This is a genomic window from Brevundimonas diminuta (assembly GCF_022654015.1).
Taxonomy (GTDB): Bacteria; Pseudomonadota; Alphaproteobacteria; order Caulobacterales; family Caulobacteraceae; genus Brevundimonas; species Brevundimonas diminuta_C.
In genome coordinates, this window is sequence record NZ_CP073063.1 from 3039144 (window position 1) to 3060944 (window position 21801).

At 67.9% G+C, this 21801-nt stretch carries 21 protein-coding genes, 1 tRNA gene, 1 pseudogene and 1 riboswitch; of the genes and pseudogenes, 11 read left to right on the forward strand and 12 right to left on the reverse strand.

The annotated features are described in order from the left end of the window. Positions 1-28 precede the first annotated feature (28 nt). The 3 genes from KAK88_RS15100 to KAK88_RS15110 are packed head-to-tail and all read right to left on the reverse strand — an operon-like array spanning position 29 to position 1522. The gene (locus KAK88_RS15100; RefSeq protein WP_242077254.1) at positions 29-976 is read right to left on the reverse strand and encodes an alpha/beta fold hydrolase; all 948 of its coding nucleotides are present in this window, start codon (positions 974-976) and stop codon (positions 29-31) included. 37 nt (positions 977-1013) lie between these two features. Then, entirely contained in the window at positions 1014-1214 is a 201-nt protein-coding gene (locus KAK88_RS15105) for a helix-turn-helix transcriptional regulator (RefSeq protein ID WP_242077255.1), read from the reverse strand. After that, the gene (locus KAK88_RS15110; RefSeq protein ID WP_242077256.1) at positions 1211-1522 is read right to left on the reverse strand and encodes a hypothetical protein; all 312 of its coding nucleotides are present in this window, start codon (positions 1520-1522) and stop codon (positions 1211-1213) included. Before KAK88_RS15110 ends, KAK88_RS15105 begins: the two co-directional genes overlap by 4 nt. A gap of 223 nt (positions 1523-1745) precedes the next feature. On the opposite strand from KAK88_RS15110, the gene KAK88_RS15115 reads away from it, so the two are divergent. Together KAK88_RS15115 and KAK88_RS15120 are read left to right on the forward strand one after the other, a co-directional pair. Then, entirely contained in the window at positions 1746-2693 is a 948-nt protein-coding gene (locus tag KAK88_RS15115) for a fatty acid desaturase family protein (protein WP_242077257.1), read from the forward strand. Then, positions 2690-3340, forward strand: coding sequence for a class I SAM-dependent methyltransferase (locus KAK88_RS15120; RefSeq protein ID WP_242077258.1), 651 nt, complete (start codon positions 2690-2692; stop codon positions 3338-3340). Before KAK88_RS15115 ends, KAK88_RS15120 begins: the two co-directional genes overlap by 4 nt. A 14-nt stretch (positions 3341-3354) precedes the next feature. Here KAK88_RS15120 and KAK88_RS15125 read toward each other — a convergent pair whose 3' ends face one another. Continuing rightward, entirely contained in the window at positions 3355-3921 is a 567-nt protein-coding gene (locus KAK88_RS15125; RefSeq protein WP_242077259.1) for a type 1 glutamine amidotransferase domain-containing protein, read from the reverse strand. A 106-nt stretch (positions 3922-4027) separates the two neighbouring features. Between KAK88_RS15125 and KAK88_RS15130 the strand changes: the two genes are divergently transcribed. From KAK88_RS15130 to pgm, 3 genes are all read left to right on the forward strand, one after another. Then, on the forward strand, positions 4028-4417 hold the full coding sequence (locus KAK88_RS15130; protein WP_242077260.1) for a hypothetical protein: 390 nt from the start codon (positions 4028-4030) through the stop codon (positions 4415-4417). Positions 4418-4482: 65 nt separating this feature from the next. After that, complete coding sequence (gene ypfJ, locus KAK88_RS15135; RefSeq protein WP_242077261.1) at positions 4483-5334, forward strand: KPN_02809 family neutral zinc metallopeptidase; 852 nt, start codon at positions 4483-4485, stop codon at positions 5332-5334. A 36-nt stretch (positions 5335-5370) separates the two neighbouring features. Beyond that, positions 5371-7008 carry a phosphoglucomutase (alpha-D-glucose-1,6-bisphosphate-dependent) gene (gene pgm, locus KAK88_RS15140; RefSeq protein ID WP_242077262.1) on the forward strand — a complete coding sequence of 546 codons (1638 nt, stop codon included), beginning with the start codon at positions 5371-5373 and terminating at the stop codon, positions 7006-7008. A gap of 4 nt (positions 7009-7012) precedes the next feature. On the opposite strand, the gene KAK88_RS15145 is transcribed toward pgm, so the two are convergent. Further along, a complete protein-coding gene (locus KAK88_RS15145) occupies positions 7013-7957 on the reverse strand; it encodes a retropepsin-like aspartic protease (protein WP_242077263.1) in 945 nt (314 codons plus the stop codon). Between the two features lie 184 nt (positions 7958-8141). Here KAK88_RS15145 and thrC point away from each other — a divergent pair, with 184 nt between their 5' ends. Next, positions 8142-9575 carry a threonine synthase gene (gene thrC, locus KAK88_RS15150; protein ID WP_242077264.1) on the forward strand — a complete coding sequence of 478 codons (1434 nt, stop codon included), beginning with the start codon at positions 8142-8144 and terminating at the stop codon, positions 9573-9575. Between the two features lie 5 nt (positions 9576-9580). Here the strand turns inward: thrC and KAK88_RS15155 are convergent, their stop codons facing one another. From KAK88_RS15155 to KAK88_RS15170, 4 genes are all read right to left on the reverse strand, one after another. Then, the gene (locus KAK88_RS15155) at positions 9581-9895 is read right to left on the reverse strand and encodes a CsbD family protein (RefSeq protein ID WP_242077265.1); all 315 of its coding nucleotides are present in this window, start codon (positions 9893-9895) and stop codon (positions 9581-9583) included. 93 nt (positions 9896-9988) lie between these two features. Next, on the reverse strand, positions 9989-10942 hold the full coding sequence (thrB, locus tag KAK88_RS15160; protein WP_242077266.1) for a homoserine kinase: 954 nt from the start codon (positions 10940-10942) through the stop codon (positions 9989-9991). 4 nt (positions 10943-10946) lie between these two features. Further along, positions 10947-12683 carry a Gfo/Idh/MocA family oxidoreductase gene (locus KAK88_RS15165; protein ID WP_242077267.1) on the reverse strand — a complete coding sequence of 579 codons (1737 nt, stop codon included), beginning with the start codon at positions 12681-12683 and terminating at the stop codon, positions 10947-10949. Between the two features lie 103 nt (positions 12684-12786). Beyond that, positions 12787-12927 (reverse strand): hypothetical protein, encoded by a 141-nt coding sequence (locus KAK88_RS15170; protein ID WP_168189957.1) that lies wholly within the window; start codon positions 12925-12927, stop codon positions 12787-12789. A gap of 188 nt (positions 12928-13115) precedes the next feature. Next, positions 13116-13232: riboswitch (SAM riboswitch) on the forward strand. A gap of 75 nt (positions 13233-13307) precedes the next feature. Between KAK88_RS15170 and metX the strand changes: the two genes are divergently transcribed. The 5 genes and pseudogenes from metX to galE form a co-directional block, all read left to right on the forward strand. After that, a complete protein-coding gene (gene metX, locus KAK88_RS15175) occupies positions 13308-14360 on the forward strand; it encodes a homoserine O-succinyltransferase MetX (RefSeq protein WP_242077268.1) in 1053 nt (350 codons plus the stop codon). Beyond that, the gene (gene metB, locus KAK88_RS15180) at positions 14357-15538 is read left to right on the forward strand and encodes a cystathionine gamma-synthase (RefSeq protein WP_242077269.1); all 1182 of its coding nucleotides are present in this window, start codon (positions 14357-14359) and stop codon (positions 15536-15538) included. The genes metX and metB overlap by 4 nt, the downstream gene beginning before the upstream one ends. A gap of 52 nt (positions 15539-15590) precedes the next feature. Further along, a tRNA-Glu gene (locus KAK88_RS15185) sits at positions 15591-15665 on the forward strand. Between the two features lie 216 nt (positions 15666-15881). Continuing rightward, positions 15882-16148: a hypothetical protein gene (locus tag KAK88_RS15190; protein ID WP_039244738.1), complete on the forward strand. Its 267-nt coding sequence runs from the start codon at positions 15882-15884 to the stop codon at positions 16146-16148. 78 nt (positions 16149-16226) lie between these two features. Beyond that, a pseudogene (gene galE / locus KAK88_RS15195) lies at positions 16227-17168 on the forward strand (UDP-glucose 4-epimerase GalE); the annotation flags it as partial. Between the two features lie 58 nt (positions 17169-17226). On the opposite strand, the gene KAK88_RS15200 reads toward galE, so the two are convergent. The 3 genes from KAK88_RS15200 to KAK88_RS15210 all read right to left on the reverse strand — a co-directional run bounded on the left by KAK88_RS15200 (position 17227) and on the right by KAK88_RS15210 (position 21685). Beyond that, complete coding sequence (locus tag KAK88_RS15200; RefSeq protein ID WP_242077270.1) at positions 17227-18171, reverse strand: hypothetical protein; 945 nt, start codon at positions 18169-18171, stop codon at positions 17227-17229. Between the two features lie 18 nt (positions 18172-18189). Further along, positions 18190-19350, reverse strand: coding sequence for a glutamine-hydrolyzing carbamoyl-phosphate synthase small subunit (carA, locus tag KAK88_RS15205; RefSeq protein WP_242077271.1), 1161 nt, complete (start codon positions 19348-19350; stop codon positions 18190-18192). A 97-nt stretch (positions 19351-19447) separates the two neighbouring features. Further along, positions 19448-21685 (reverse strand): glycoside hydrolase family 3 N-terminal domain-containing protein, encoded by a 2238-nt coding sequence (locus KAK88_RS15210; protein ID WP_242077272.1) that lies wholly within the window; start codon positions 21683-21685, stop codon positions 19448-19450. Between the last annotated feature and the right edge of the window lie 116 nt (positions 21686-21801).

Here is a 21801-nt window from a genome sequence, read left to right on the forward strand (position 1 = left end):
CCCGTTTCCGGGGGAGGATCTTCAAGGCTCACTTCGCCAGAAACGTGTCGATCAGTTCGGCGAACCGCTCGGGCTGATCGGCCGTGATGAAGTGTCGCGAGCCGTCGACGCGGATCAGGGTCACGCCGGGCAAGGCCGCATACTCTCGCGTCCACATCGCATCGGCCATCGCCGCCGGCGCCCCGCCGTCTGCATCGGCGGCGTAAAGCGCCGTCACCGGCGTTGTCATGTCCGCCAGCCCCGGACGCGCATCGGTGGTCATCACATCCTTCATCGCCGAGGCCATTGCATGGCGGTCGGTCGCCAGCGACCACGCCACGATCCGCGCCTGTTCCGACGGGGTGCGCGACAGGCCCTGCGCCGTCGCCTCCTGCTGGGTGCGGTAGCTCGCCGTGTCCGCTGACAAAATCATGCTGGCCGCCTGGTCCGCGAAAGGCTTTGCGCTCTCTGCCGTCGCGGTCGGCCCGAACATCGCGCTGTAGAAGGGCAGCGAGTCGACCGTCATCACCCGCCCGACCAGATCCGGCTGCTGTTGCGCCAGCAGAAGTCCGCTCAGACCGCCCATCGAATGGCCGATCACCGCCGGCCGATCCAGCCGCGCCTGGCGGATGTAGCGCGCCAGTTCATCCACCTCGGGCTGGACGAAGGCGCCGTCGCCGTGCGTCCAGGGTTCGCCGGCGAACCCGGCCAACTGCACCAGATGCACGCGGTGCGTCGCCTTCAGCCGGTCCGCTGTCGCGCGCCACACTTCCCGCGAAGACGCCAGTCCGGGGATCAGGATCACGTCAGGGCCTTGGCCCACCACCTCGACCGAAAGCCGGTCGGAGGTGAAGGGCGCGGCGGCGGGCGCGGCAGGGGGCGCGACTTTGGCCCGCGCCTGATCGCTGGCCACAGCACAGGCGATCACGACGCCAAGGATGACGGCAAGGCGCGATGGGGCGAAGACGCCCCGGCAAGGGCGAATGAAGTTCGACATCACAGTCTCCAATTGTAAGGTTATTCTGACTTTTCGGTCAGCCCGCGTGCGGGTTTTCGAAAATCTCTTCGACCGGCCGCTCGAACACGGCGGCGATCCGGTAAGCGAGGTCCAGCGACGGATCGTGCCGCTCGGTCTCCAGGGCGATCACCGCCTGGCGCGAGACCCCCAGCGCCTGACCCATATGTTCCTGGGTCCAGCCGCGCTCGACGCGTAGAAGCTTCAGACGGTTCTTCATCGGCTGCTCCGGATGAAGGGCGAAACGACCCCATACAGCGCCCAGAACACCGGCACGATCAGCCAGGTCTGCATATGCGGCGCGCCGGCGAAACTCTCGCCGAAGCCCCAGAAGGCGGCGACGGCCATCGCCAGTCCTGCGGCGACGATGAACTGTTTGGCGGTGACGCCGCGCACGAACTCGTCGCTCTCGCGCATAAGCGCCAATGTCGCCCAGATCTGACCGATCACCGGCGCAGCCACCGCCGCTGCAAGGATCCAGGCCGCCGGCTTGCCCATCAGATCATCAAAGGCGTCTGTGGTTATCATCGCCACGCAAATCGCGACGTATGGGGCTGTGAACGCCATCGTGCGGATAAGATAGCGCCGATAGGCCGGTGTGCCGCTATTCCATGCTTTCATCATGTCTTGTCTCCCTCTGTAAGGACAACCTGACACCACACTCATGTCATGTCAACCTGACTTTTTGTCAGGCGCGCCCAACATTTCTCCGTTGCTTTTCCAGAGGGGCTTACGGGGCTAGACTCGCCTCATGTCCGCCGCCCCACGCATCGCCCCGTCGGCCTTGTTCACACCGCAGGAGTGGAAGCCGTTTCAGATGCGCTCGGCCTGGGTCGGCCCGCTGCTGGTGACCCACTGCTGGGCGGTGATCGCCCTGGCTGTTTTCGCCGGCGTGCTGATGCCATGGCTGATTCCGCTGTGCATCATGGTCGTCGGCACGCGTCAGCTGGGTCTGGCCATCCTGATGCACGAAGCGGCGCATGGCGGCCTGTCGAAGTCGAACCACCTGAACGATTTTCTTGGCCACTGGCTATGCGCCGTGCCGATCGGCGCCAGCCTGAAGGCCTATCGCCCCTATCATCTGACGCATCATCGCTTCGCCCAGCAGGCCGAGGATCCCGATCTGATGCTGTCGGCGCCCTTTCCCGTCAGTCCGGCTTCGTTGCGCCGAAAGCTGATCCGCGACCTGACGGGCCAGACCTTCTTCAAGCAGCGGGTGCTGCTGCCGCTGGCCAAAGCGCGCTCAAGCGGCCCCCGAGATGATGGCGCCCATGACTATGAGGCGATCGTGACGGGCCGATCCGTCCTGCCCTTCCTCGCCTTCAACGTGGTCCTGCTGGCGGGCTTCATCGCCGCCGGCGCTTGGTGGGCCTTTTTCGTGTTGTGGCTGCTGCCGATGGCGACGTGGTTTCCGATGGTGACGCGTCTAAGAAACATCGCCGAACACGCCTGCGTCGAGGGTTCGTCGGCCGACCCCTTTCGGGCCGCTCGAACCACCAAGGCCAGCCTGTGGGAACGCGCCTTCATCGCGCCCTACTGGGTCAACTTCCACGCCGAGCACCACCTGTTCATGCACGTGCCCTGCTGGAAGCTGCCGCGCCTGCACCGCGCCATTCATACGAAGCCGCAAGCCGAGGCCATGGAGGTCGCACCCGGCTATGCCAGCGTGCTGAAGGCTGTTACGCGCCAGTCGGAATGACCGTTCTCGATCCCGCCGCCTTCATCCGCGACAACACCCGGCTTCAGCCCGTGCCGCACGCGCCCGAGATCTCTTTGTGGCTGGCCGACGAGATCACGCCCATCTGGCGGCTGACAGAAGAAGAGCTGGGCGAATTGGGCGTGCCGCCACCCTTCTGGGCCTTCGCCTGGGCCGGCGGACAGGCGCTGAGCCGGTACCTGCTGGATCATCCGCAGGAGATCGCCGGCAAGCGCGTCTTGGACTTCGCCGCCGGTTCGGGCCTGGTCGGCGTGGCGGCGATGAAGGCTGGGGCGACCCATGTCCTGTGCGCCGACATCGATCCCTTCTGTCAGGCCGCCGTCTCCGCCAATGCGATGGCGAACGGCGTGACGCTGGACTTCACCCAGACCAATCTGCTGGACGCCGCCCCGCCGGATGTGGACGTCATCTGCGCAGGCGACATCTGCTACGAGCGCCCAATGACTGACGCCGTTCTGTCTTGGCTGGCCCAGGCCCGCGCCAGGGGAACGCGGGTCCTGATCGGCGATCCGGGACGCACCTATTTCCCGCGCACGGGCCTGGATTTTCTGGCCGAATACCGCGTCCCGACCTCGCGCGAGTTGGAGGACCAGGAGATCAAGCGGTCCTCCGTCTGGGCGATGCCTTAGGCGGCGGCCCTCCTTTAAGCGGCGGCCCGCCCCTCGTGGCGGCCTTCGGCGAATTCCTCGATCATCTTGGCGTTGAAGGCGGGAATGTCGTCGGGGCAGCGGCTGGTCACCAGGCCCTGATCCACCACGACCGCCTCATTGACCACATTGGCCCCGGCGTTCTTCAGGTCGGTGCGGATGCTTTCGAACGACGTCATCGTGCGCCCCTCGACCACGCCCGCCTCGATCAGTAGCCAGGGCGCGTGACAGATGGCGGCGACCGGCTTGCCGGCGTCAAAGAAGGCCCGAACGAACTTCACGGCGTCCTCGTCCGCGCGCAGCAGGTCCGGGTTGGCCACGCCGCCCGGCAGCAGCAGGGCGGAATAGGTCGAGGCGTCGACCGCCGCCACCGCCTTGTCGGCCGTGACCTTGTCGCCCGGCGTCAGATGGTCGAAGCCTTGGAACTCGCCGGCCTTCAGCGACACGATCTCGACCACCGCGCCCGCATCCTTCAGCGCCTTCATCGGTTCATTCAGTTCGACCAGCTCGACGCCGTCGGTCGCCAGGATGGCGACGGTCTTGCCGGAAAGGGATTGGGCCATGAGGAATGCTCCGTTCGTGAAAAGTGTTCGGCGGGATGAACCCACAGAAACTCAAAGGGTTGCGGCTCCGCTTGGCGGCGATGGCGCGCGTCCCCACATCGTGTCCATGCGATCGCTCCTGACCCTGACCGCCCTGTTGGCCGCTGCCGCTACGCCGGCCTTGGCCCAGACCTATCCTCAGGTCGGCCGCCCCTACGGCGCCTATCCGGGGAGCGTCCCCGCCGCCATCGCCGACCAGCACCGCTATGAAAACGACCGTCTGCGTTCTCAGGCGCAGTCGAACGCCGATCAGGCGCGTCAACAGCAGATCGAGACCCAGCTTCGCCTGCGCGCCATCGAAGGCGCACGCGAACCGACCTTCGCCCAGACCTTGCCGCCCCGCCCGCTCTACAGCCCCGAGCAGGAGCGGGCCCTGCGCCAATCCGCCGCCGAACGCCGCCAGCAGACAGCCCAGGGCATGAGCCAGATCGACAACTGGCTTGATCGTCCGAACTGACGCATCCCTTCCCTTGCACCCGCGTTCCTGCCTAGCTTAACCAGGATCGGGCGGAGGGATATGAGATGCGTTGGAAGGGCGGAGACACGAGCGGTCGTATCGAGGACCGACGCGGCATGGGCGGCGGCGCCATTGCAGGCGGCGGCCTGGGCGTGGGCGTCCTGGCCATCATCGGTTACCTTGTGTTCGGCATCGATCCTTCGACCACAACGCAAATCGCCAGCCAGTTTGGCGGCGTCGGCGCTTCTGAGCAGCAGGGCAAGGTCGGAACGCCTGAAGACGAGGCTGGCCGGTTCGTCGATGTCGTCCGCACCAATATCGATCAGGTCTGGGCCACGAAGCTGCAAGGGTATCAGCCCCCCCAAGTTCGCCTGTACGAACAGGGCACACCCACCGGCTGCGGCTATGGTCAGTCGGCCATGGGTCCCTTCTACTGCCCGACCGACAAGACGGTCTATCTGGACCTCGGCTTCTGGCAGGAGATGGAAAACCAGCTTGGCGCCTCAGGCGCCGACTTCGCCCGCGCCTATGTCATCGCCCACGAGTTCGGCCATCACGTCCAGACCCTGACGGGCACCTCAGATCAGGTTCGCCAGGCCCAGCAGCGCGCCTCCGGTCAGGCCGAAGCCAATCAATATTCCGTCGCGCTGGAACTTCAGGCCGACTGCTACGCCGGCGTCTGGGCCCGGAACGCCTCGGCCGTCTCCAACGGTCAGGTCGCTCTTGAGCCCGGCGATATTGAAGAGGGCATGAAGACCGCCCAAGCCATCGGCGACGACACCCTACAACGGCGCAGCGGCGGCCGCGTCTCTCCCGAGAGCTTCACCCACGGCTCTTCTGCGCAACGCGTCGAATGGCTGCAGCGCGGCTATCAGTCAGGCGATCCGGCGTCCTGCGACACCTTCAGCGGCGCCTGATCGCCGCGCCCCTTCAAAACGATTGATTGACTGACGATGCACGACCGCGCCGGCACGACCGCACGCCCCGAAGACCTGATCGATCTCGACGCCCTGCTCGGCGCCTATGAGACGACCCGGCCCGACATGGGCGATCCTCAGCAGCGGGTCGTCTTCGGCACCTCCGGCCACCGGGGATCCAGCCTGGACGGCGCCTTCAACCAGGCTCACATCCTGGCCATCGCCCAGGCGATCGCCGAATACCGCGCGGCCCAGGGCGTTGATGGCCCGCTGTTCCTCGGTCGCGACACCCACGGCCTGTCCGAACCCGCCTTCCGCACGACGCTGGAAGTGCTGATCGCCAACGGGGTCGAGGTGCTGATCGACGCCCGCGACGGCTTCACCCCCACGCCGGCCGTTTCGCACGCCATCCTGACCCACAACCGCACGAATAGCCGGCAGGCGGACGGCGTCCTGATCACCCCGTCGCACAATCCGCCCCGCGACGGCGGCATCAAATACAATCCCCCCTCCGGCGGCCCGGCCGGGGGCGAGGCCACATCCGCCATCGCAGCCCGCGCCAACCAGCTGATCGAACGCGGCCTGACCGAGGTGCGCCGCAATCCCTTCGCCCAGGCGCATGCGGCGGCGGGCCGGTTCGACTACCGCGCCGCCTATATCGACGACCTGCCCAGCGTTCTCGACCTGAACGCCATCCGCAACGCCGGCGTCCGTATCGGCGCCGATCCGCTGGGCGGTGCAGCCGTGGCCTATTGGGGCGAGATCGCCGAACGCCACCGACTGGACCTGATCGTCGTCAACGACGCCGTCGATCCGCGCTGGGCCTTCATGCCGCTGGACGCCGACGGCAAGATCCGCATGGACTGCTCATCGCCCAGCGCCATGGCTGGTCTGATCGGCATGATGAAGGGCGGCTCGGCCTATGATGTCGCCTTCGGCAACGACGCCGACGCGGATCGCCACGGCATCGTCACGCCCGACGCCGGCCTGATGAACCCCAACCATTTCCTGGCCGCCGCCATCGCCTATCTGTTCGCCAATAGGCCCGGCTGGGGCGCGGACGTGGCGGTGGGCAAGACCCTGGTCTCATCGTCCATGATCGACCGGGTCGTCGCCGGCCTGGGTCGCCGCCTGCTGGAAGTTCCCGTCGGCTTCAAACATTTCGTGCCCGGCATGCTGGACGGCACCGTCGGTTTCGGCGGCGAAGAGTCGGCCGGGGCGTCCTTCCTGCGCCACGACGGCACGGTCTGGACGACGGACAAGGACGGCATCCTCCTGTGCCTGCTGGCCGCTGAGATCCAGGCCCGCACGGGTCAGAGCGCCAGCCAGCTCTACGCCGGTCTGACCGACCGATACGGCGCCCCCGCCTATGCCCGCGTCGATGCTCCGGCCAATCGCACCGAAAAGGCCCGGCTTGCCGCCCTCAGCCCCTCGGACGTGACGGCGACCACCTTGGCCGGCCAGCCGATCACCGACATCCTGACGAAGGCCCCTGGCAACGGCGAGGCCATCGGCGGGCTGAAGGTCGTCACCGCCGACGCCTGGTTCGCCGCCCGCCCCTCGGGCACCGAGGACGTCTACAAGATCTACGCCGAATCCTTCCTCGGCCCCGACCATCTGGCGACCGTTCAGGCCGAGGCCAGGGCCGTGGTGGGGACGGCTCTGGCGGGCTGATGGCTTAGCCGACCGTGATCTCCATCGGCCGTTCGACGAACAGGCCGGTGCCGCCCAGGTCCAGCGCAAGCCGCCGGTTCTCGAACGCGGCCATGCCGACCAGGGCCTTGGGAAAGCCGGGCACGGCGACGTCATCATAGATGGCGACCGCCGCCTGACGATACAGTTCGTCGCCGATGGTCAGGGTGCGCACGACGACGGTCTCGGCGCGCACGGTGCCGCCCAGGACGATGCTCTGGCCCGGCGTGCGTTCGCGTCCGTCCAGCAGGCCGGCGGCCTCGGCGGTCTCGCGCGTGACGGCCAGCACGGCCGAGGCGCCGGTGTCGATCACCGCATTGACCGTCGCCCCTTCCAGGGTGATGCCCGCCTGCAAGGCCTTGCCGGCCCGCGTCACCGGAACGGGCTTCAGCGACGACGGCGGCGTCCAGCCCTCGCGCGGCAGGAACCGGACCCGATGCTCGGCCGTGTCCAGCTCCAGCACCAGTTCGCGCAGCACGTCCTGCCCCAGGATCAGCGCCGCACCCAATCCCTGATCACTGGCCAGCGGCCCCAGGCCGAGGATCGCCGCGCGCAATCCGGTCAGCCGCAAGCCGCCGATCGCCACATCCAGCGTCGTCCCGCGTCCGACCCGGGCGTCGCCGCCGACGCCGTAAGCCACCATCGGGATGTTGAAGGCGTTGGTCAGCCCCAGCCGCTCGACCAGCGACCGGTCGATGACCGAATATTGCGCGCCCGAATCGATCAGGGCCCGCACCGGCTGTCCGTTCACGGTCACCTCGACCGTCGGGGTCGGCGCGCGCGGCTCGGCATAGGGCAGCCAGCCGCTGGAGCCGTTCGCGGCGAAGACGACCGTCGGCCCGCGCCAGACCACATGGTCGCGCAGCCACCAGGCCCCGCCCACCCCGCCGGCGACCAGCCCCAGCCGGATCAGAAGATCGCGTCGTCTCATGGCGCCTGACATGGACCGTCGCAGCGATCCGCGCCAGCGGGGCGATGTCGCAACCCCTGTTGCAGGACCGACCACATTGCACCTGAGGCGGCAAAAATGTGCGCCTTAACCAACACTTCGATCACCAGACGCGTATTGTCGGGCCACAGCCCGCGAAAACCCGACAAAATCATCCAGAAAGCGGGTGACGCCGCCGCCCCGTCTGGCTACGACCATCCGCGTCATGAGCACCTCCAGCGCCCGCTACGTCTCGACCCGAGGCCAATCTTCCGAAACGGATTTCACCGACGCCCTGCTGCGCGGCATCGCGCCCGACGGCGGCCTCTATATGCCGACCGCCTGGCCCGGCCTGTCGCCCGCCGCCTGGACGGGAACGGCCGATTACAAATCCATCGCGCTGCAAGCCATCGCCCCCTTCATCGGCGACGCCCTGCCCCACGGCGCCCTGGACCGGGCGCTGGAGCGGCTGATCGCCGGGTTCGACCATCCGCTGGTTACGCCTCTGGTCGAGCTGGAGCCGGGCCTGTTCGTGCTGGAGCTGTTCCACGGCCCGACCGCCGCCTTCAAGGATCTGGCGATGCAGCTGGTCGCCAGCCTGACCGACGAGGCCCTGGCCGCCTCGGGCGAGCGTCTGACCATCCTGACCGCCACCTCGGGCGACACCGGCGCCGCGGCCGTGCGCGCCTTCGCCAGGGCCAAGTCCGTCGATCTGGTCGTGCTCCACCCGCTGGACCGCGTCTCGCCGGTTCAGCGCAGACAGATGACGACGGTCGAGGCCGACAATGTCCTGAACCTGGCCGTCCGCGGTGATTTCGACGACTGCCAGCGCCTGGTGAAGGGCCTGCTGGCCGACGAGGCCCTGCGCGAACGCGGCCGCCTGTCTTCGGTCAATTCGATCAACTGGGCGCGTCTGGGCGGCCAGATCCCCTACTATGTCTCCGCGACTGCCCAGTTGGGCGGGGCCGCGACCTTCGTGGTGCCGACGGGCAACTTTGGCGACGCCTTCGCCGGCATCGCCGCCACCAAAATGGGCCTGCCGTCCAACGGCTTCGTCGCGGCGGTGAACCAGAACGACGCCCTGGCCCGCGCCCTGAACGACGGCCTGTATTCGCGCCGTCCGGCGGTCGAGAGCGGCAGCGTCTCCATGGACGTCCAGGCGCCGTCCAACTTCGAGCGGCTGGTGTTCGAGGCGACGGGCCGGAACGCCGAGGCGACGCGCACCGTGTTCGAAACCTTCGCCCGCGACGGCGCCTTCGCCTTCGATCCGGACCTTCTCACCGCCCTGCGCGAACAGGTCTCGGCGGTCTCCATCGACGAGGACGAGACGCGCGCCGAGATCGCCCACGTCTATGAAACCTGGGGCCGCGTCATCTGCCCGCATACGGCCGTGGCGCTGGCCGTCGCGCGTCGGCAGGACCGCGCGAAAGGCCCCCTCGTCGCCCTGTCCACCGCCCATCCGTCCAAGTTCGGCGACTTCGTCTCGAACGTCCTGGGCTTCGAACCCGAACTCGCAAACGCCATCGCCGCCCTAGGCGACAAGCCCGAGCGGTTGACGATCGTCGATGGGACGATGGACGCGGCGCGTGACGCCGTGGCGGCCTTTTCAGGCCGCCACTAAACGCCTTAGCGACGACCGCCGCCGGTCAGGGCGCGCAGCAGAAGCAGGCCGACGCCGGCGACCGACAGGGTCGTGACCAGCGGACGCTTGCGCGCTTCGGCGGCGACAGTGCGGGCCTTGTCGCGGTAGTCGGCGGGGACCTTTTCGACCAGGCGATCGACCGAATCCATCGCCTTGCCGAAGGTTTCCAGCGAGCGGCCCTTGGCGTCGTTGTAGGCGCCCTCGACCTGCATCTTCTGGTCGCCGACCATCTTGCCGACGCCTTTTTGGAACTTGCCTTGCGCCTGCGAGGCGGCGCCGTTGATGGTTTCGTCAGTCATGATCTTCGTCCTCGGGGAGCGGCGGACTTCGCCGTTGCACCATCAAAATCCCGGCCAAGCTTTCGGTTCCAGCGACGGAGCCGCGCAGGCGCCTCAGGCCGGCTCGGTCGCGCGCCAGTGGTCCATCCGACGCAGGAAGACCGCCGGATCCTTGGGCGTCACCAGATTGGCGGGATCGTGGAATATCCGGTCGTGCAGCCGTGTCACAGTGAACCGCAGGGCCGCCGCTTCGCCCAGACGCGGCAAGGCTTCCCGCTCGGCGGCGTTCAGCGGCCGCACGGACTCATAGCCGCGCTGGAAGGCCGCCAGGGCGTCCGGCATGGCCCGCCCCTCGGCGTCGAAGCCCCAGGCCGACAGGGCGATGGCGAGGTCATAGGCGAAGGCGCCGGTGCAGCCGAAATAGAAGTCGATCACCGCCGAAACGGCGCCGTCCTCGAACAGCACATTGTCGGGGAAATAGTCGGCATGGATCGCCCCGCCCGGCAGATCGGTCGTAAAGGGATCGCCCAAGCGCGCCAGCGTCGCCTGAACCTGTCTCAGCAGCGCGCGATCCGCGTCGGACGCACGCCCTTCTCCCTCGACGCACCGATCGACCAGCCGACGCCACGTCGACGGCCCGACCGGATTGACGCGCCTCAGCTCGAAGTCCGCCGCCGTCAGGTGAAGTCGCGCCAGCACCGCCCCCGCCGCCGCCTGATCGGCCGATGACGGCGTGCGCAGCCAGGCGCCGGTCTTCCATTCGATCACCGCCGCCGCCCGGCCGTTCAGTCGTCCAAGCCAGTCACCGGTCCGGTTCTCGATGGGCGTGGGACACGCAAAGCCGCGCGCCGCCAGATGCGCCGTCAGCCCCAGGCAGAAGGGCAGCGACGCCTCGTCCGTCCGCCCCTCGAACAGGGTCAGCACGAACCGCCCGCGCGTCGTGTCCAGCCGATAGTTGGTGTTCTCCACCCCCTCGGCGATGGCCGTCAGTTCGACCAGCTCCCCGATGTCGTAGCCGGCCAGGAACGCGTCAGCGTCGGCGATAGAGACAGGGGTGAAGACGGCCATGGCCTTAGTTTAGGCCCGCATCGGCGCGCCGTGCACGCACGATCTCGGCCAGGTCCGCCAAGATGCTCTCGGTCGTGGCCCAACGCCCGGCGCCCCGGCCCCGGCAGCGCCACACGCGGCCGTCGGCGCCGTAGACCTTCAGCGCATTGCCCTCGCCGCGCAGGGTGGAGAACAGCGGATCGCCATGGTCGGCGCTCAGCGACACCGACGGGCGGATCACCCCGTCCTTCAGATGGGCGGAGCCGATCTGACGCACCCCGCCGGCGGCTGAGGTCGCCTCAGTCAGGTGGTCGCGCGGCACGTCGCCATCGGGCGAGCGACCGAACGCTTCGTGGCACAGCAGCCGCACCTTGGCCGCCGCATCCAGGCCTTCCAGATCCGAGGACGGATCCTCCTCGGCAAAGCCAGCCGCGCGGGCGTCCGCCAGGGCTTCGTTGAAGGCCGCCCCGTCGCCCAGCCGCTCCAGCATGAAGTTGACCGTGCCGTTCAGCACCGCCTCGAAGCCGACCACCTCTCCGGCCGCACGGGCCGCGCGGACCGTCTCGATCATCGGCGATCCGCCCCCGACCGAGGCCGACCAGAAGATGCGCCGTCCATTGGCCTCCGCCAGGGCCTGAAGGCCGCCCGGATCGCGGCTGACCGCCTGCTTGTTGGCGCTGGCTACGTCACAGCCGGCCTCGAGCGCAGCGCGGATCACGGCGTGGCCTGCCTCGCCTTCCGACAGGGCCTCCAGCACGATGTCGGGCTTCCTGGCCCAAAGGTCCGCCGGGTTGGCGGTGAACAACGAGGCCGGACAGTCCACGTCGCGGGCCTTCTTCGGATTGCGCACCAGCACGCCCACTACCTCGTAGCGAGGATCGTCTAGCAGCTTGGCCAGCACGCCGCCGCCGACCACGCCGCATCCGGCGACCGCGACCTTCAGCGGCGGCAGGGCGGGCGCGGGACCGGGCGGCGCCGACTTATCGCCGATGACCGTGCCGTCGGCGCGATCCAGCGCCGCCACCTCGATCTCGACCCCGCGGCTTTCGCCCAGGTCGATGGCGTCGTGCTGGACCAGAGCGCCGCCCAGCTTGCGCGCCACGTCCCAAGAGGCGCGGCGATAGCGCAGGGCCGGGGCCGTCTTGTCGTTGGGGTCGTGGTCGTAAAGGCCGTCCACGTCCTTGACCAATCGCACCTTCTTCAGCCCCAACTCGGCTGCGAGGAACACCGCCGTCAGGTCCGATCCGCCGCGTCCCAGCAGGGCCACCTTGCCGTCCGGCCGCACCGCGCCGAACCCGGGCACCACCACCACCTCGTGCCGATCCAGCGCCTGTTTCAGATGGTCGGGGCGCAGGCCGCAAGGGCGTGAATGCTCCGGCTCGCCCTCCGCCACGATGCCCAGTTCGCGCACCGACAGGGCGCAGGCGTCCAGACCGATCCGGTCGCAAGCGATGGCCACGAGCGCCGCCGACTTCTCCTCGCCCAGGGCGACGTAGCCGGGCAGCAGGTCGTTGGAATGGGCCAGGCCCAGCGCCCGCGCCTCGCCCAGCAACCGGTCCGTCGCCCCGCCGAAGGCCGAGACCACCGCCACCACCTTTCGGCCCGCCCGCACATGGCCATAGACGGCCGAGGCGACCAGCGGCGCCTCCGCCGGGCTGCGCAGGATGGACGAGCCGAACTTCAGCACCACCACCTCTGGCGCAGCCTGACTGCTGGGATCGAGGCTTTCGGATTTTTCTACGACGGCGAGTTGGGCGGACATCGGGCTTCTCGGGAAAGATCGGGATGGGGTGGGTTGAAAAGAAAAAACCCCGCCTGGCGGACCGGGCGGGGTTCGGGTTCTGCGGTTGCCGGGGTTCGGCGCGCTAAACTCGTCCCGCCCGTTCGGGCATGGTGGTGGTGCCGGTGGTACCGCCGATAATCGCGCCGCCGAGGATCATGCCGAAACGCGTCGCGGCGAGGCCGGCGACGGTCGAAACTTCGGCGATGAGCGAGCGCTGTTGCACAGGGCAAGGTCCGGTTGAAATCTGAGCCTAGGGTGATCGGACGCCCCCCGCCCTGTCAAGTCAGGTTGGACGATTTTTTCACGACAAGGCGTTTATGTTGCGTTTTCACCCCTTAGAAATCGCACCAGGTCATCAATGAGGTTGAATTTTTCGCTTGACCGGCGCCGCCTCGATCATCAACGTAAAGTCACTCATCAAGACCAGCCGAGGGATTAGGCCCTTTGACGCTGGGGCAACCATCGGGTCTCACAGCTCGAAACGGTGCCAACTCCTGCGGGGTCCTTCGGGGTCGCGAGAGATGAGTGGAGCATCGACGAGACGACGCTCCACGCTCTGTCACCGCATCGAGACTTGCTGAGCGAGAACGATGCGGAACGACGATGACTCTGGCCGAAACCACCCTGCTCGAAGACCCTGACTGTCGCCGCGCGACAGCCCTTACCCCTGCCCGCGAACCGACGCGTGAGCGCGGCGGCGCCCGCGACGTCATCGTTCCCATTCCCGCCGACTTCCGCCTCGCCTCGGGCGAAAAGCTGAACCAGCCCAATATCGTCGGCCGCCTGCATGGCCGGATCGGCGCCCCCGTCGTCGTGGTCGCCGGCGGCATCTCGGCCGGCCGCTTCGTCCACCGGACGGAGACCAACGGCCTGGGCTGGTGGTCGGGCGCCGTTTCGGTGCGCGGGCCCATCGATCTGAGCCGCCTGCAAGTTCTGGCCGTCGATTTCGCCCCCGGCGCCGAGTTCCTGGACAAGGCCGTCACCATCACCACCCAGGATCAGGCCCGCCTGCTGGCCCTGGTGCTGAACCATCTGAAGATCGAGCGCGTCGCCGCCTTCGTCGGCTGCTCGTACGGCGGCATGGTCGGCCTGGCCTTCGCCGAACTGTTCCCCGACTGGGCCGAGCAGCTGATCATCGTGTCGGCCGCCCATCGCGCCCATCCCCAGGCCACCGCCTGGCGCGGCATTCAGCGCCGCATCCTGCAGTTCGCCGTCGCCGCCGGCCGTCCCGAGGAGGGCGTCGCCCTGGCCCGCGAACTGGCCATGACCACCTATCGCACGGCCGAGGAGTTCGACGATCGCTTCGACACCACCGCGCCCGCGGCGGTCGGCGGCGCCTATCCCGTCTGCGACTATCTGACGGCGCGGGGCCAGGCCTACCGGACCCACACCACCCCGGCCCGCTGGCTGTCGATGTCCGATTCCCTGGACCGCCACAGCGTAACGCCCGAGGCCATCACAACCCCCGTCACCCTGATTGGCTTCACCTCCGACCGGCTGGTGCCGATCGACGACATCCGCGAACTGGCCGCGCGGTTGCCGACTCTGTGGCGCTTCGTCGAGGCGCCCTCGCTCTATGGCCACGACGCCTTTCTGAAGGAGGACGCCTTCGTCGGCGATATCCTCCGCGCCGCCTTGAAGGATATCAAAGCATGACTTCCCGTCCCGCCAATCCGCACACCATCGCCGCCCGCACGGGCGTGGATACGGATACGGCCCACGGCGCGGTCATGCCGCCGCTGTATCTGTCGTCCAACTATTCCTTCGCCGGCTTCGATCAGAAGCGGAAGTACGACTACAGCCGTTCGGGCAATCCGACCCGCGACGTGCTAGCCGAGACCCTGACCGAGCTGGAAGGCGGCGCGGGCTGCGTCATCACCGCCACCGGTATGGCGGCGGTCGACCTGCCCCTGACTCTGCTGGAGCCGGGCGATTTGCTGATCGCGCCGCACGACTGCTACGGCGGCACCTGTCGCCTGCTGAACGCCCGCGCGAAGAAGGGGCATTTCGAACTGCTGCTGGTCGATCAGGGCGATCCCGTCGCCTTCGAGGCCGCCCTGGCGCTGAAGCCCAAGCTGGTGCTGGTCGAGACCCCCTCCAATCCGCTGCTGCGTCTGGTCGATGTCGCCGACATCTGCACCCGCGCCCATGCGGCGGGCGCCAAGGTTGTCTGCGACAACACCTTCCTGTCGCCGGCGCTGCAGAACCCGATCAAGCTGGGCGCCGACTTCGTAGTCCACTCAACGACCAAGTTCATCAACGGCCATTCCGACGTGGTCGGCGGCGCCGTCATCTCGGCCGACGCCGAGGATCACCAGACCCTGGCCTGGTGGGCCAACTGCACCGGCGTTACCGGCTCGCCCTTCGACGCCTATCTGACCCTTCGCGGCGTGCGCACCCTGTTCGCGCGTATCGAGCGGCAACAGGCCACGGCGGGCAAGATCGCCGAAAAGCTGGCCGCCCACCCGGCGGTCAAGGCCGTCCACTATCCGGGCCTGAAGTCGCACCCCAACCATGCCCTGGTCGCGGCCCAGCAGGCCGGCCCCGGCGCCATGCTCAGCTTCGAACTGCAAGGCGGCACGGACGCCGTGCGCGATCTGGTCGAGACGCTGGAGATCTTCACTCTGGCGGAATCGCTGGGCGGCGTTGAAAGCCTGATCGCCCACCCGGCCACCATGACCCACGCCGCCATGACGCCGGAACAGCGCGCCACGGCCGGCATCGGCGATGGTTTGGTGCGCCTGTCGGTGGGTCTGGAGCATGTCGAGGATTTGATCGCCGACCTGTTCCCGGCGCTGGACGCCCTCGTGCCCGCAACCGCCGCGGCCGCGTAACTTTTTGCTTGCAGGAGAGGCCGAACCGGGGCAAATGCGCCGCCCCGGCCGCGGTCCCTTCGTCTATCGGTTAGGACGTCAGGTTTTCAACCTGAAAAGAGGGGTTCGACTCCCCTAGGGACTGCCACCGGCGGCGCCTTTGCAGCGCCCTTCCCGAACATCGTCGAGCGAACGCTCCGATCCCGGATTAAGATTTTGGTAACCATTTTGTCCGGAAACGGGCAGTAAGTCTTTCGATTCACGGACTTTTTTCGGACGCACTCAGGAACTATCCACAGGGACTGTGGTTAACCCATCGTTAGCTCGGCGCAGAAGCGCCTCTCCCTCCTGCACCGAGACCCTCATGTTTATCGCCATCGCCCGCCCGGCGGTGGAGCCCAAAGGCCCCGACGCCGTCGCCGTCCCCGGCTCTCCCGCCATCGCCGAATTGTCGCCCCGCGCCCTGCATGCGCGCCTTCTCCAGAACGCAGCCCTGCGCCGCCTGCGTGGACTGGAGCGCCGCCGGGAGCAGCGTCTCGAAGACGCCGACTACTGGCTGCATGCCGCACCGATCGCCGTCCGGAAAGCCAGCGCCCTGCGCGAAGAACGCAGCTTCTCGCCGATCCCCTGACAGTCGCTGCACACCCCTGAATACCCATGGCAGTGATTTGGGGTTGATTTACCGATCCTCGGTATCCGACAAGTGCGGATGGGCGAAGTCGGATCGGCGCTGACATCTGCGAAGGCGATCCTGGTCACGGGCGGCGCGGGCTATATCGGCGCCCATGTGTGCGAGGCCCTGGCGGCTGCCGGCTATCGGCCCGTCACCTATGACAACCTGTCGACCGGCCGTCGCCGTTTCGTGCGCTGGGGACCGCTGGTCGAGGGCGATGTCTGGGATGCCGACAAGGTGCGCCACACCCTGATCGCCCACGACATCTGCGCCGCCATGCATTTCGCCGGCTCGTCCGTGGTCCCGGAATCGGTGCGCGCGCCGCTGGACTACTACCGCAACAATGTCGGGGGCTTGTTCGGCCTGTTGGGCGGGATGCATGCGGCGGGCGTGAACCGGCTGGTCTTTTCCAGTACCTGCGCCGTCTATGGCGATCCCGGCGGCGATCCGATCACCGAGGCGACGCCGCTGGCGCCCATCACCCCCTATGGCCGTTCCAAACTAGGCTGCGAACAGATCCTGTCGGACGCCAGCGCCGCGCATGGGCTGAACGTCGTCGCGCTACGTTATTTCAATGCCAGCGGCGCCTCGGCGTCAGGCCTGATCGGCGAAGATCGGCCGGTCGAGACCCATCTGATCCCGCGCGCCATGATGGCCTTGCGCGGCTGGATCGACGACTTCGCCGTTCATGGGACCGACTATCCGACGCCCGACGGCACGGCGGTGCGCGACTATATCCACGTCTGCGACCTGGCTCAGGGCCATATCGCCGCTTTAGGCCAGCTGCTCAGAGACCGGCACGGATTCTTCGCCTGTAATCTGGGCGCAGGTCGCGGCCATTCGGTTCGGCAGGTGCTGGACGCGATCACGAACCACAGCGGCCTTCGCCTGCCCGACGCAGCCGGATCTCGCCGCGCGGGCGACCCGCCGCATCTTGTGTCAGACATCACTCTGGCGCGTCAGGAGTTGGGCTTTGCGCCACGCCAGTCGGACCTGGCCTCCATCGTCGCGAGCGCCTGGGTCTGGCACGGCCAGCTCAGCGCAGTTCGGGCATCCGGCGGCGCAGCGAGGCTTTCAGCTTTTCGAACTTCTGCCCCGCCGACTTGCGCCTTACCCGCCGACGCAGCTCCAGCCCGCCACCCCACAGCGAATGGACCGGCGCTTCAAGATGCGGATGGCGATCATGCTGATGGACGATGGGGCTGATGCTGGCGTCGGGATTGACGACCTTGCCCCCTTCGAACTTCAGCGTTTCGCCGGGCGTCAGGCCCAGGGTCGCCACGCGCCCGTAGTTGGGGCGCACGCTCATCGCCGTCAGACCCTGATGGATCGCCATGTTGAAGGCCGCCTGATCGGCGCCGAACGCCCCGCCGATCTCGGAGCGCGGCGTCGCCGCCAGCGACAGGATCAGCCGGGAAAGGCGCGAAACCTCGGCGCGCGGCCCGACGATCGTGCCGACGCACAGACAGGCCTTGTCGGCCAGCTGCCGCGCCTGCGCCTCGCCGAACAGGGCGCGCAGATACTTCATGTTGAAGGCGTGATCGGCCAGCGGCGTCTCGGCCTCGACATAGGCCTCAAGCCCCTCGGGCGCCGGATCGAAGGGCGGCGCCTGAAAGATCACGTCGCGCACGTCGCAGGCCAGGGCCGCGCCGGGCCGCTCGCCCATCAAACCGGCGAAGGCCACGAACCGCTGCATCACCGGATGCGGCGCCCATCCGCGCCAGCCCGGCGCATCGACGGCGGTCACCCGATGCTCGGCCAGAAAGGCGCGCAGAGCCGGTTCGGCGTCGACCACCAGGGCCACCGGACCGTCGAACACGGCCCGCAGCGACAGGACGAAGGGCGCGATGTCGGCCGCGTCGTATCCCGTCGCATAACCGACGACGACATCGCCGTCCGGCAGGGGCGTAAACCGGCGACCGACCTCGAACGCCTCGGCCAGCCAGTCCAAATAGTCCGACCGAACCGCCCCCCGTCTCATGACATCAACTTCATGGCGTCAGCGATCGCCCATAAGATCGGCGAACCGGTCGAACAGATAAAGGCTGTCGGTCGGTCCGGGCGAGGCCTCGGGGTGGTGCTGGACGCTGAAGATCGGCTTGTCCTTGACCGCGATGCCGCAGTTGGTGCCGTCGAACAGGCTGACGTGGGTCTCGGTCACGGCGTCGGGCAGGCTGTCGCGATCGACGGTGAAGCCGTGGTTCATCGACACGATCTCGACCTTGCCGGTGGTCAGATCCTTGACCGGATGGTTGGCGCCGTGGTGGCCCTGATCCATCTTCACCGTCTTGGCGCCCAGGGCCAGGGCCAGCATCTGGTGGCCCAGGCAGATGCCCATCAGCGGCTTGCCGCTGGCGACCAGTTTCTGGATTTCAGGCACAGCGTACTCGCCCGTCGCGGCCGGATCGCCCGGTCCGTTCGACAGGACCACGCCGTCGGGATTGCGGGCCAGAACCTCGTCCGCCGTCGTCGTCGCCGGGACCACGGTGATGCGCGCGCCGGTCGAGGCCAGGGCACGCAGGATGTTGCGCTTCACGCCGTAATCGATGACCACCACGTCCTTGCGGCCTTCGGTCTTCGGGTGCCCTTCCGGCCAGTTCCACAGACCCTCGTTCCATTCGAACGCCTGCAGCGTCGAGGCGGGCTTGGCCAGGTCCAGACCGACCAGGCCGGTCCAGCCGCGCGCCTGAGCGACCAAGGCCTCCAGGTCGAAGTTTCCGTCCGGGTCGTGGGCGATGACGGCGTGGGGCGCGCCCTTGTCGCGGATGATCTTGGTCAGGGCGCGGGTGTCGACCCCGGCCAGACCCACGACGCCGCGCCGCTTCATCCAGTCGTCGAAACTGGCGTCCGAGCGATAGTTGGCCGGATCGGTCGGAACGTCGCGGAAGATGGCGCCGCGCGCCGAGGTGTCGGACGCGCCGCCCATCTGCTCGATGTCTTCGACATTGGTCCCCACATTGCCGACGTGCGGGAAGGTGAAGGCCAGGATCTGGCTCATGTAGGACGGGTCGGTCAGGATTTCCTGATAGCCGGTCATGGCGGTGTTGAAGACCACCTCGCCCAGGGCCGAGCCGACGGCGCCCACGCCGACGCCCTGCAGGATCGTGCCGTCTGCGAGCGCGAGAACGCCGGTGGCGCCCGGAAGAATCTTCGTCGTCATGGGCGCGCTCCTAAAATCGAATCCGGCCGATACGAAGGCCGAAGGCAAACGGCGGCGTCGTTAAGCCCTGCCGCCTGCCCCGTCAACGTGGCGCGCGTCACCGCCCGTCGGTGATCGACGCCGGACCGATCAGCTGGAACGTCGCCTTGGCCCCGCCCTGGGCGTGCGGCGCCAGCCAGACGTCGAACAGACCGGGCTCGATGCGCCAGGTCTCGTCCGCGCCGATGAAGCCCAGTTGGCGGGCGTTCAGGGTGAAGGTCACCTTGGCGCTTTGCCCCGGTTTCAGCGGCACGCGCTTGAAGTCCTTCAGCAATCGGCCCGGCTGGGTCAGGCTGGCGACCCGGTCGTGGATATAGAGCTGCACCAGTTCCTCGGCCGGATGCGACCCGGTGTTGGTCACGGTCACGGCCAGATCCAGCGTGCCGGCCCAGGCCAGCTTGTCGCTCTCCATCTCGACCGGCCCATAGCTGATCGCGCCATAGGTCAGGCCATAGCCGAAGGGATACAGCGCCGTATTGGTCGTCTCGCGATAGCGGGCCTTGTATTCCTCGCTCGCCAGATCGGGATTGGCCGGGCGGCCGGTGGTCTTGCGGTCGTAGGAATAGGGCTGCTGGCCTGACTTGTGCGGGAAGCTGACCGGCAGGCGCGCGGACGGGCCGTGATCGCCGAACAGGACGTCGGCGACGGCATGGCCCATCTGTTCGCCCAGGAACCAGGTCACGACGATGGCCTGGGCGTTCTTCACATTGCCTTCCAGCGCAAGCGCCCGGCCGTTCCTCAGCAGGATGACCATGGGCTTGCCCAGCGCCGCCATGGCGTCGACCAGGGCGACCTGCGGGGCGGGCACCACGATCTCGGTGCGCGACTGGGCCTCGCCCGACATGTTGGTCGCTTCGCCGATGGCCAGGACGATGACCTCGGCGTCGCGGGCGGCCGCGACGGCCTGCTCGATCCCGCCGTCCAGCGGCGTCTCGACGCCCGAACCGCGTGCGAGGGTCAGGTTCTGCGGATCGCTCATGGCCGCGCGGAAGCCGGCCTCCAGCGACACGCGCCGCTCGGGCGCGCCCCAGATGGTCCACGGCCCCCAGACATTGTCCACGTCGTCGGCGAACGGGCCGACCAGGGCGATCTTCTGGCTCTTCTTCAACGGCAGCAGGCCGTTATCGTTCTTCAGCAGTACGACCGACTTGCGGCCCGCCTCGCGCGACAGCTCGACGTGCTCGCGCGAGCCGACCACCGCCTTTTCACGCACCGGATCGGTGCCGCGATAGGGGTCGTCGAACAGGCCCAGCGCCGCCTTGGTGTTCAGGACGCGGCGCACCGCCTCGTCCAGCCGCGCCATCGACACCTCGCCCGAGGCGACGAGGCTGGGCAGATGTTCCAGATACAGACCCGACACCATCGACACATCGACCCCGGCGTTGAAGGCCAGGCGGGCGGCGTCGCGGCCGTCCTCGGCGAAGCCGTGGGCCACCAGCTCCTGCTCGGAGGTGTAGTCGGAGACGACGAAGCCCTCGAAACCCCATTCGCCGCGCAGGATGTCGGTGAGCAGTTTTCGGCTGCCCGACGCCGGCACGCCGTTGACGTCGTTGAAGGCGCTCATGATCGACAGGGCGCCGGCGTCCACCGAGGCCTTGAACGGCGGCAGGAAGACCCCGCGCAGCGTCTGCTCGCTCATGTCGGTGGTGTTGTATTCGACCCCGCCGACGGCGGCGGAATAGGCGGCCATGTGTTTGGCGGTGGCCAGGACCGCGTCACGGTCGTCCAGACCCTTTTCGCCCTGGAAGCCGCGCACGCGGGCGGCGGCCAGCAGGTTGTTCAGCAGAACGTCCTCGCCGGCGCCCTCGACGTTGCGGCCCCAACGCTGGTCGCGCGCCACGTCCACCATGGGGGCGTAGGTCTGGTGAACGGCCGAGGCCGCCGTCTCGACCGCCGCGGCCCGCGCCGTGCGCCGCGCCAATTCGGTGTCGAAGGCCGCCGCCTCGGCCAGAGGCACGGGGAAGATGGTCGACAGACCGTGGATCACGTCCGCTGCGAACAGCAGCGGGATTTTCAGCCGGCTCTCCTCCATCGCCACGCGCTGGATGCGGCGGCCCGCCTCGGCGCCGATGCCGTTGAACAGGCTGCCGACCTTGCCTTCGCGGATCAGGGCGGTGACGCGCGCGGGATCACCCGTGCCGTCCAGCGGGTTCACCGCCGTCGGCATCCAGCGGAACGGATCGGCTAGCAGGTTCAGCTGGCCCGCCTTCTCCTCGACCGTCATGGCCGCGATCAGATCCTCGATCTTCTGGCGGTGACGGGCGACGGTGCGGGACGCTTGGGCGGATACAGGCATGGGGAACACTCCGGCGCCCATCAGGGCCAAAAGCCCCAGGCCAGACAAGAAATTTCTACGGGAAGCCGCAGGCTTGAGAGGTCGCGTCATTTAGGCTGGCGCTCCTTTCGAGGGAC

Coding starts and splice junctions, on each gene's coding strand:
- KAK88_RS15190 (WP_039244738.1), top strand. CDS start 15,882: ATGTTTATCGCCATCGCCCGCCCGGCGGTGGAGCCCAAAGGCCCCGAC.
- ypfJ (WP_242077261.1), top strand. CDS start 4,483: ATGCGTTGGAAGGGCGGAGACACGAGCGGTCGTATCGAGGACCGACGC.
- KAK88_RS15210 (WP_242077272.1), bottom strand. CDS start 21,685: ATGCCTGTATCCGCCCAAGCGTCCCGCACCGTCGCCCGTCACCGCCAG.
- KAK88_RS15200 (WP_242077270.1), bottom strand. CDS start 18,171: ATGAGACGGGGGGCGGTTCGGTCGGACTATTTGGACTGGCTGGCCGAG.
- metX (WP_242077268.1), top strand. CDS start 13,308: ATGACTCTGGCCGAAACCACCCTGCTCGAAGACCCTGACTGTCGCCGC.
- KAK88_RS15165 (WP_242077267.1), bottom strand. CDS start 12,683: ATGTCCGCCCAACTCGCCGTCGTAGAAAAATCCGAAAGCCTCGATCCC.
- KAK88_RS15145 (WP_242077263.1), bottom strand. CDS start 7,957: ATGAGACGACGCGATCTTCTGATCCGGCTGGGGCTGGTCGCCGGCGGG.
- KAK88_RS15105 (WP_242077255.1), bottom strand. CDS start 1,214: ATGAAGAACCGTCTGAAGCTTCTACGCGTCGAGCGCGGCTGGACCCAG.
- KAK88_RS15100 (WP_242077254.1), bottom strand. CDS start 976: ATGTCGAACTTCATTCGCCCTTGCCGGGGCGTCTTCGCCCCATCGCGC.
- KAK88_RS15125 (WP_242077259.1), bottom strand. CDS start 3,921: ATGGCCCAATCCCTTTCCGGCAAGACCGTCGCCATCCTGGCGACCGAC.
- KAK88_RS15130 (WP_242077260.1), top strand. CDS start 4,028: ATGCGATCGCTCCTGACCCTGACCGCCCTGTTGGCCGCTGCCGCTACG.
- KAK88_RS15120 (WP_242077258.1), top strand. CDS start 2,690: ATGACCGTTCTCGATCCCGCCGCCTTCATCCGCGACAACACCCGGCTT.
- KAK88_RS15115 (WP_242077257.1), top strand. CDS start 1,746: ATGTCCGCCGCCCCACGCATCGCCCCGTCGGCCTTGTTCACACCGCAG.
- carA (WP_242077271.1), bottom strand. CDS start 19,350: ATGACGACGAAGATTCTTCCGGGCGCCACCGGCGTTCTCGCGCTCGCA.
- metB (WP_242077269.1), top strand. CDS start 14,357: ATGACTTCCCGTCCCGCCAATCCGCACACCATCGCCGCCCGCACGGGC.
- KAK88_RS15110 (WP_242077256.1), bottom strand. CDS start 1,522: ATGATAACCACAGACGCCTTTGATGATCTGATGGGCAAGCCGGCGGCC.
- KAK88_RS15155 (WP_242077265.1), bottom strand. CDS start 9,895: ATGACTGACGAAACCATCAACGGCGCCGCCTCGCAGGCGCAAGGCAAG.
- thrB (WP_242077266.1), bottom strand. CDS start 10,942: ATGGCCGTCTTCACCCCTGTCTCTATCGCCGACGCTGACGCGTTCCTG.
- pgm (WP_242077262.1), top strand. CDS start 5,371: ATGCACGACCGCGCCGGCACGACCGCACGCCCCGAAGACCTGATCGAT.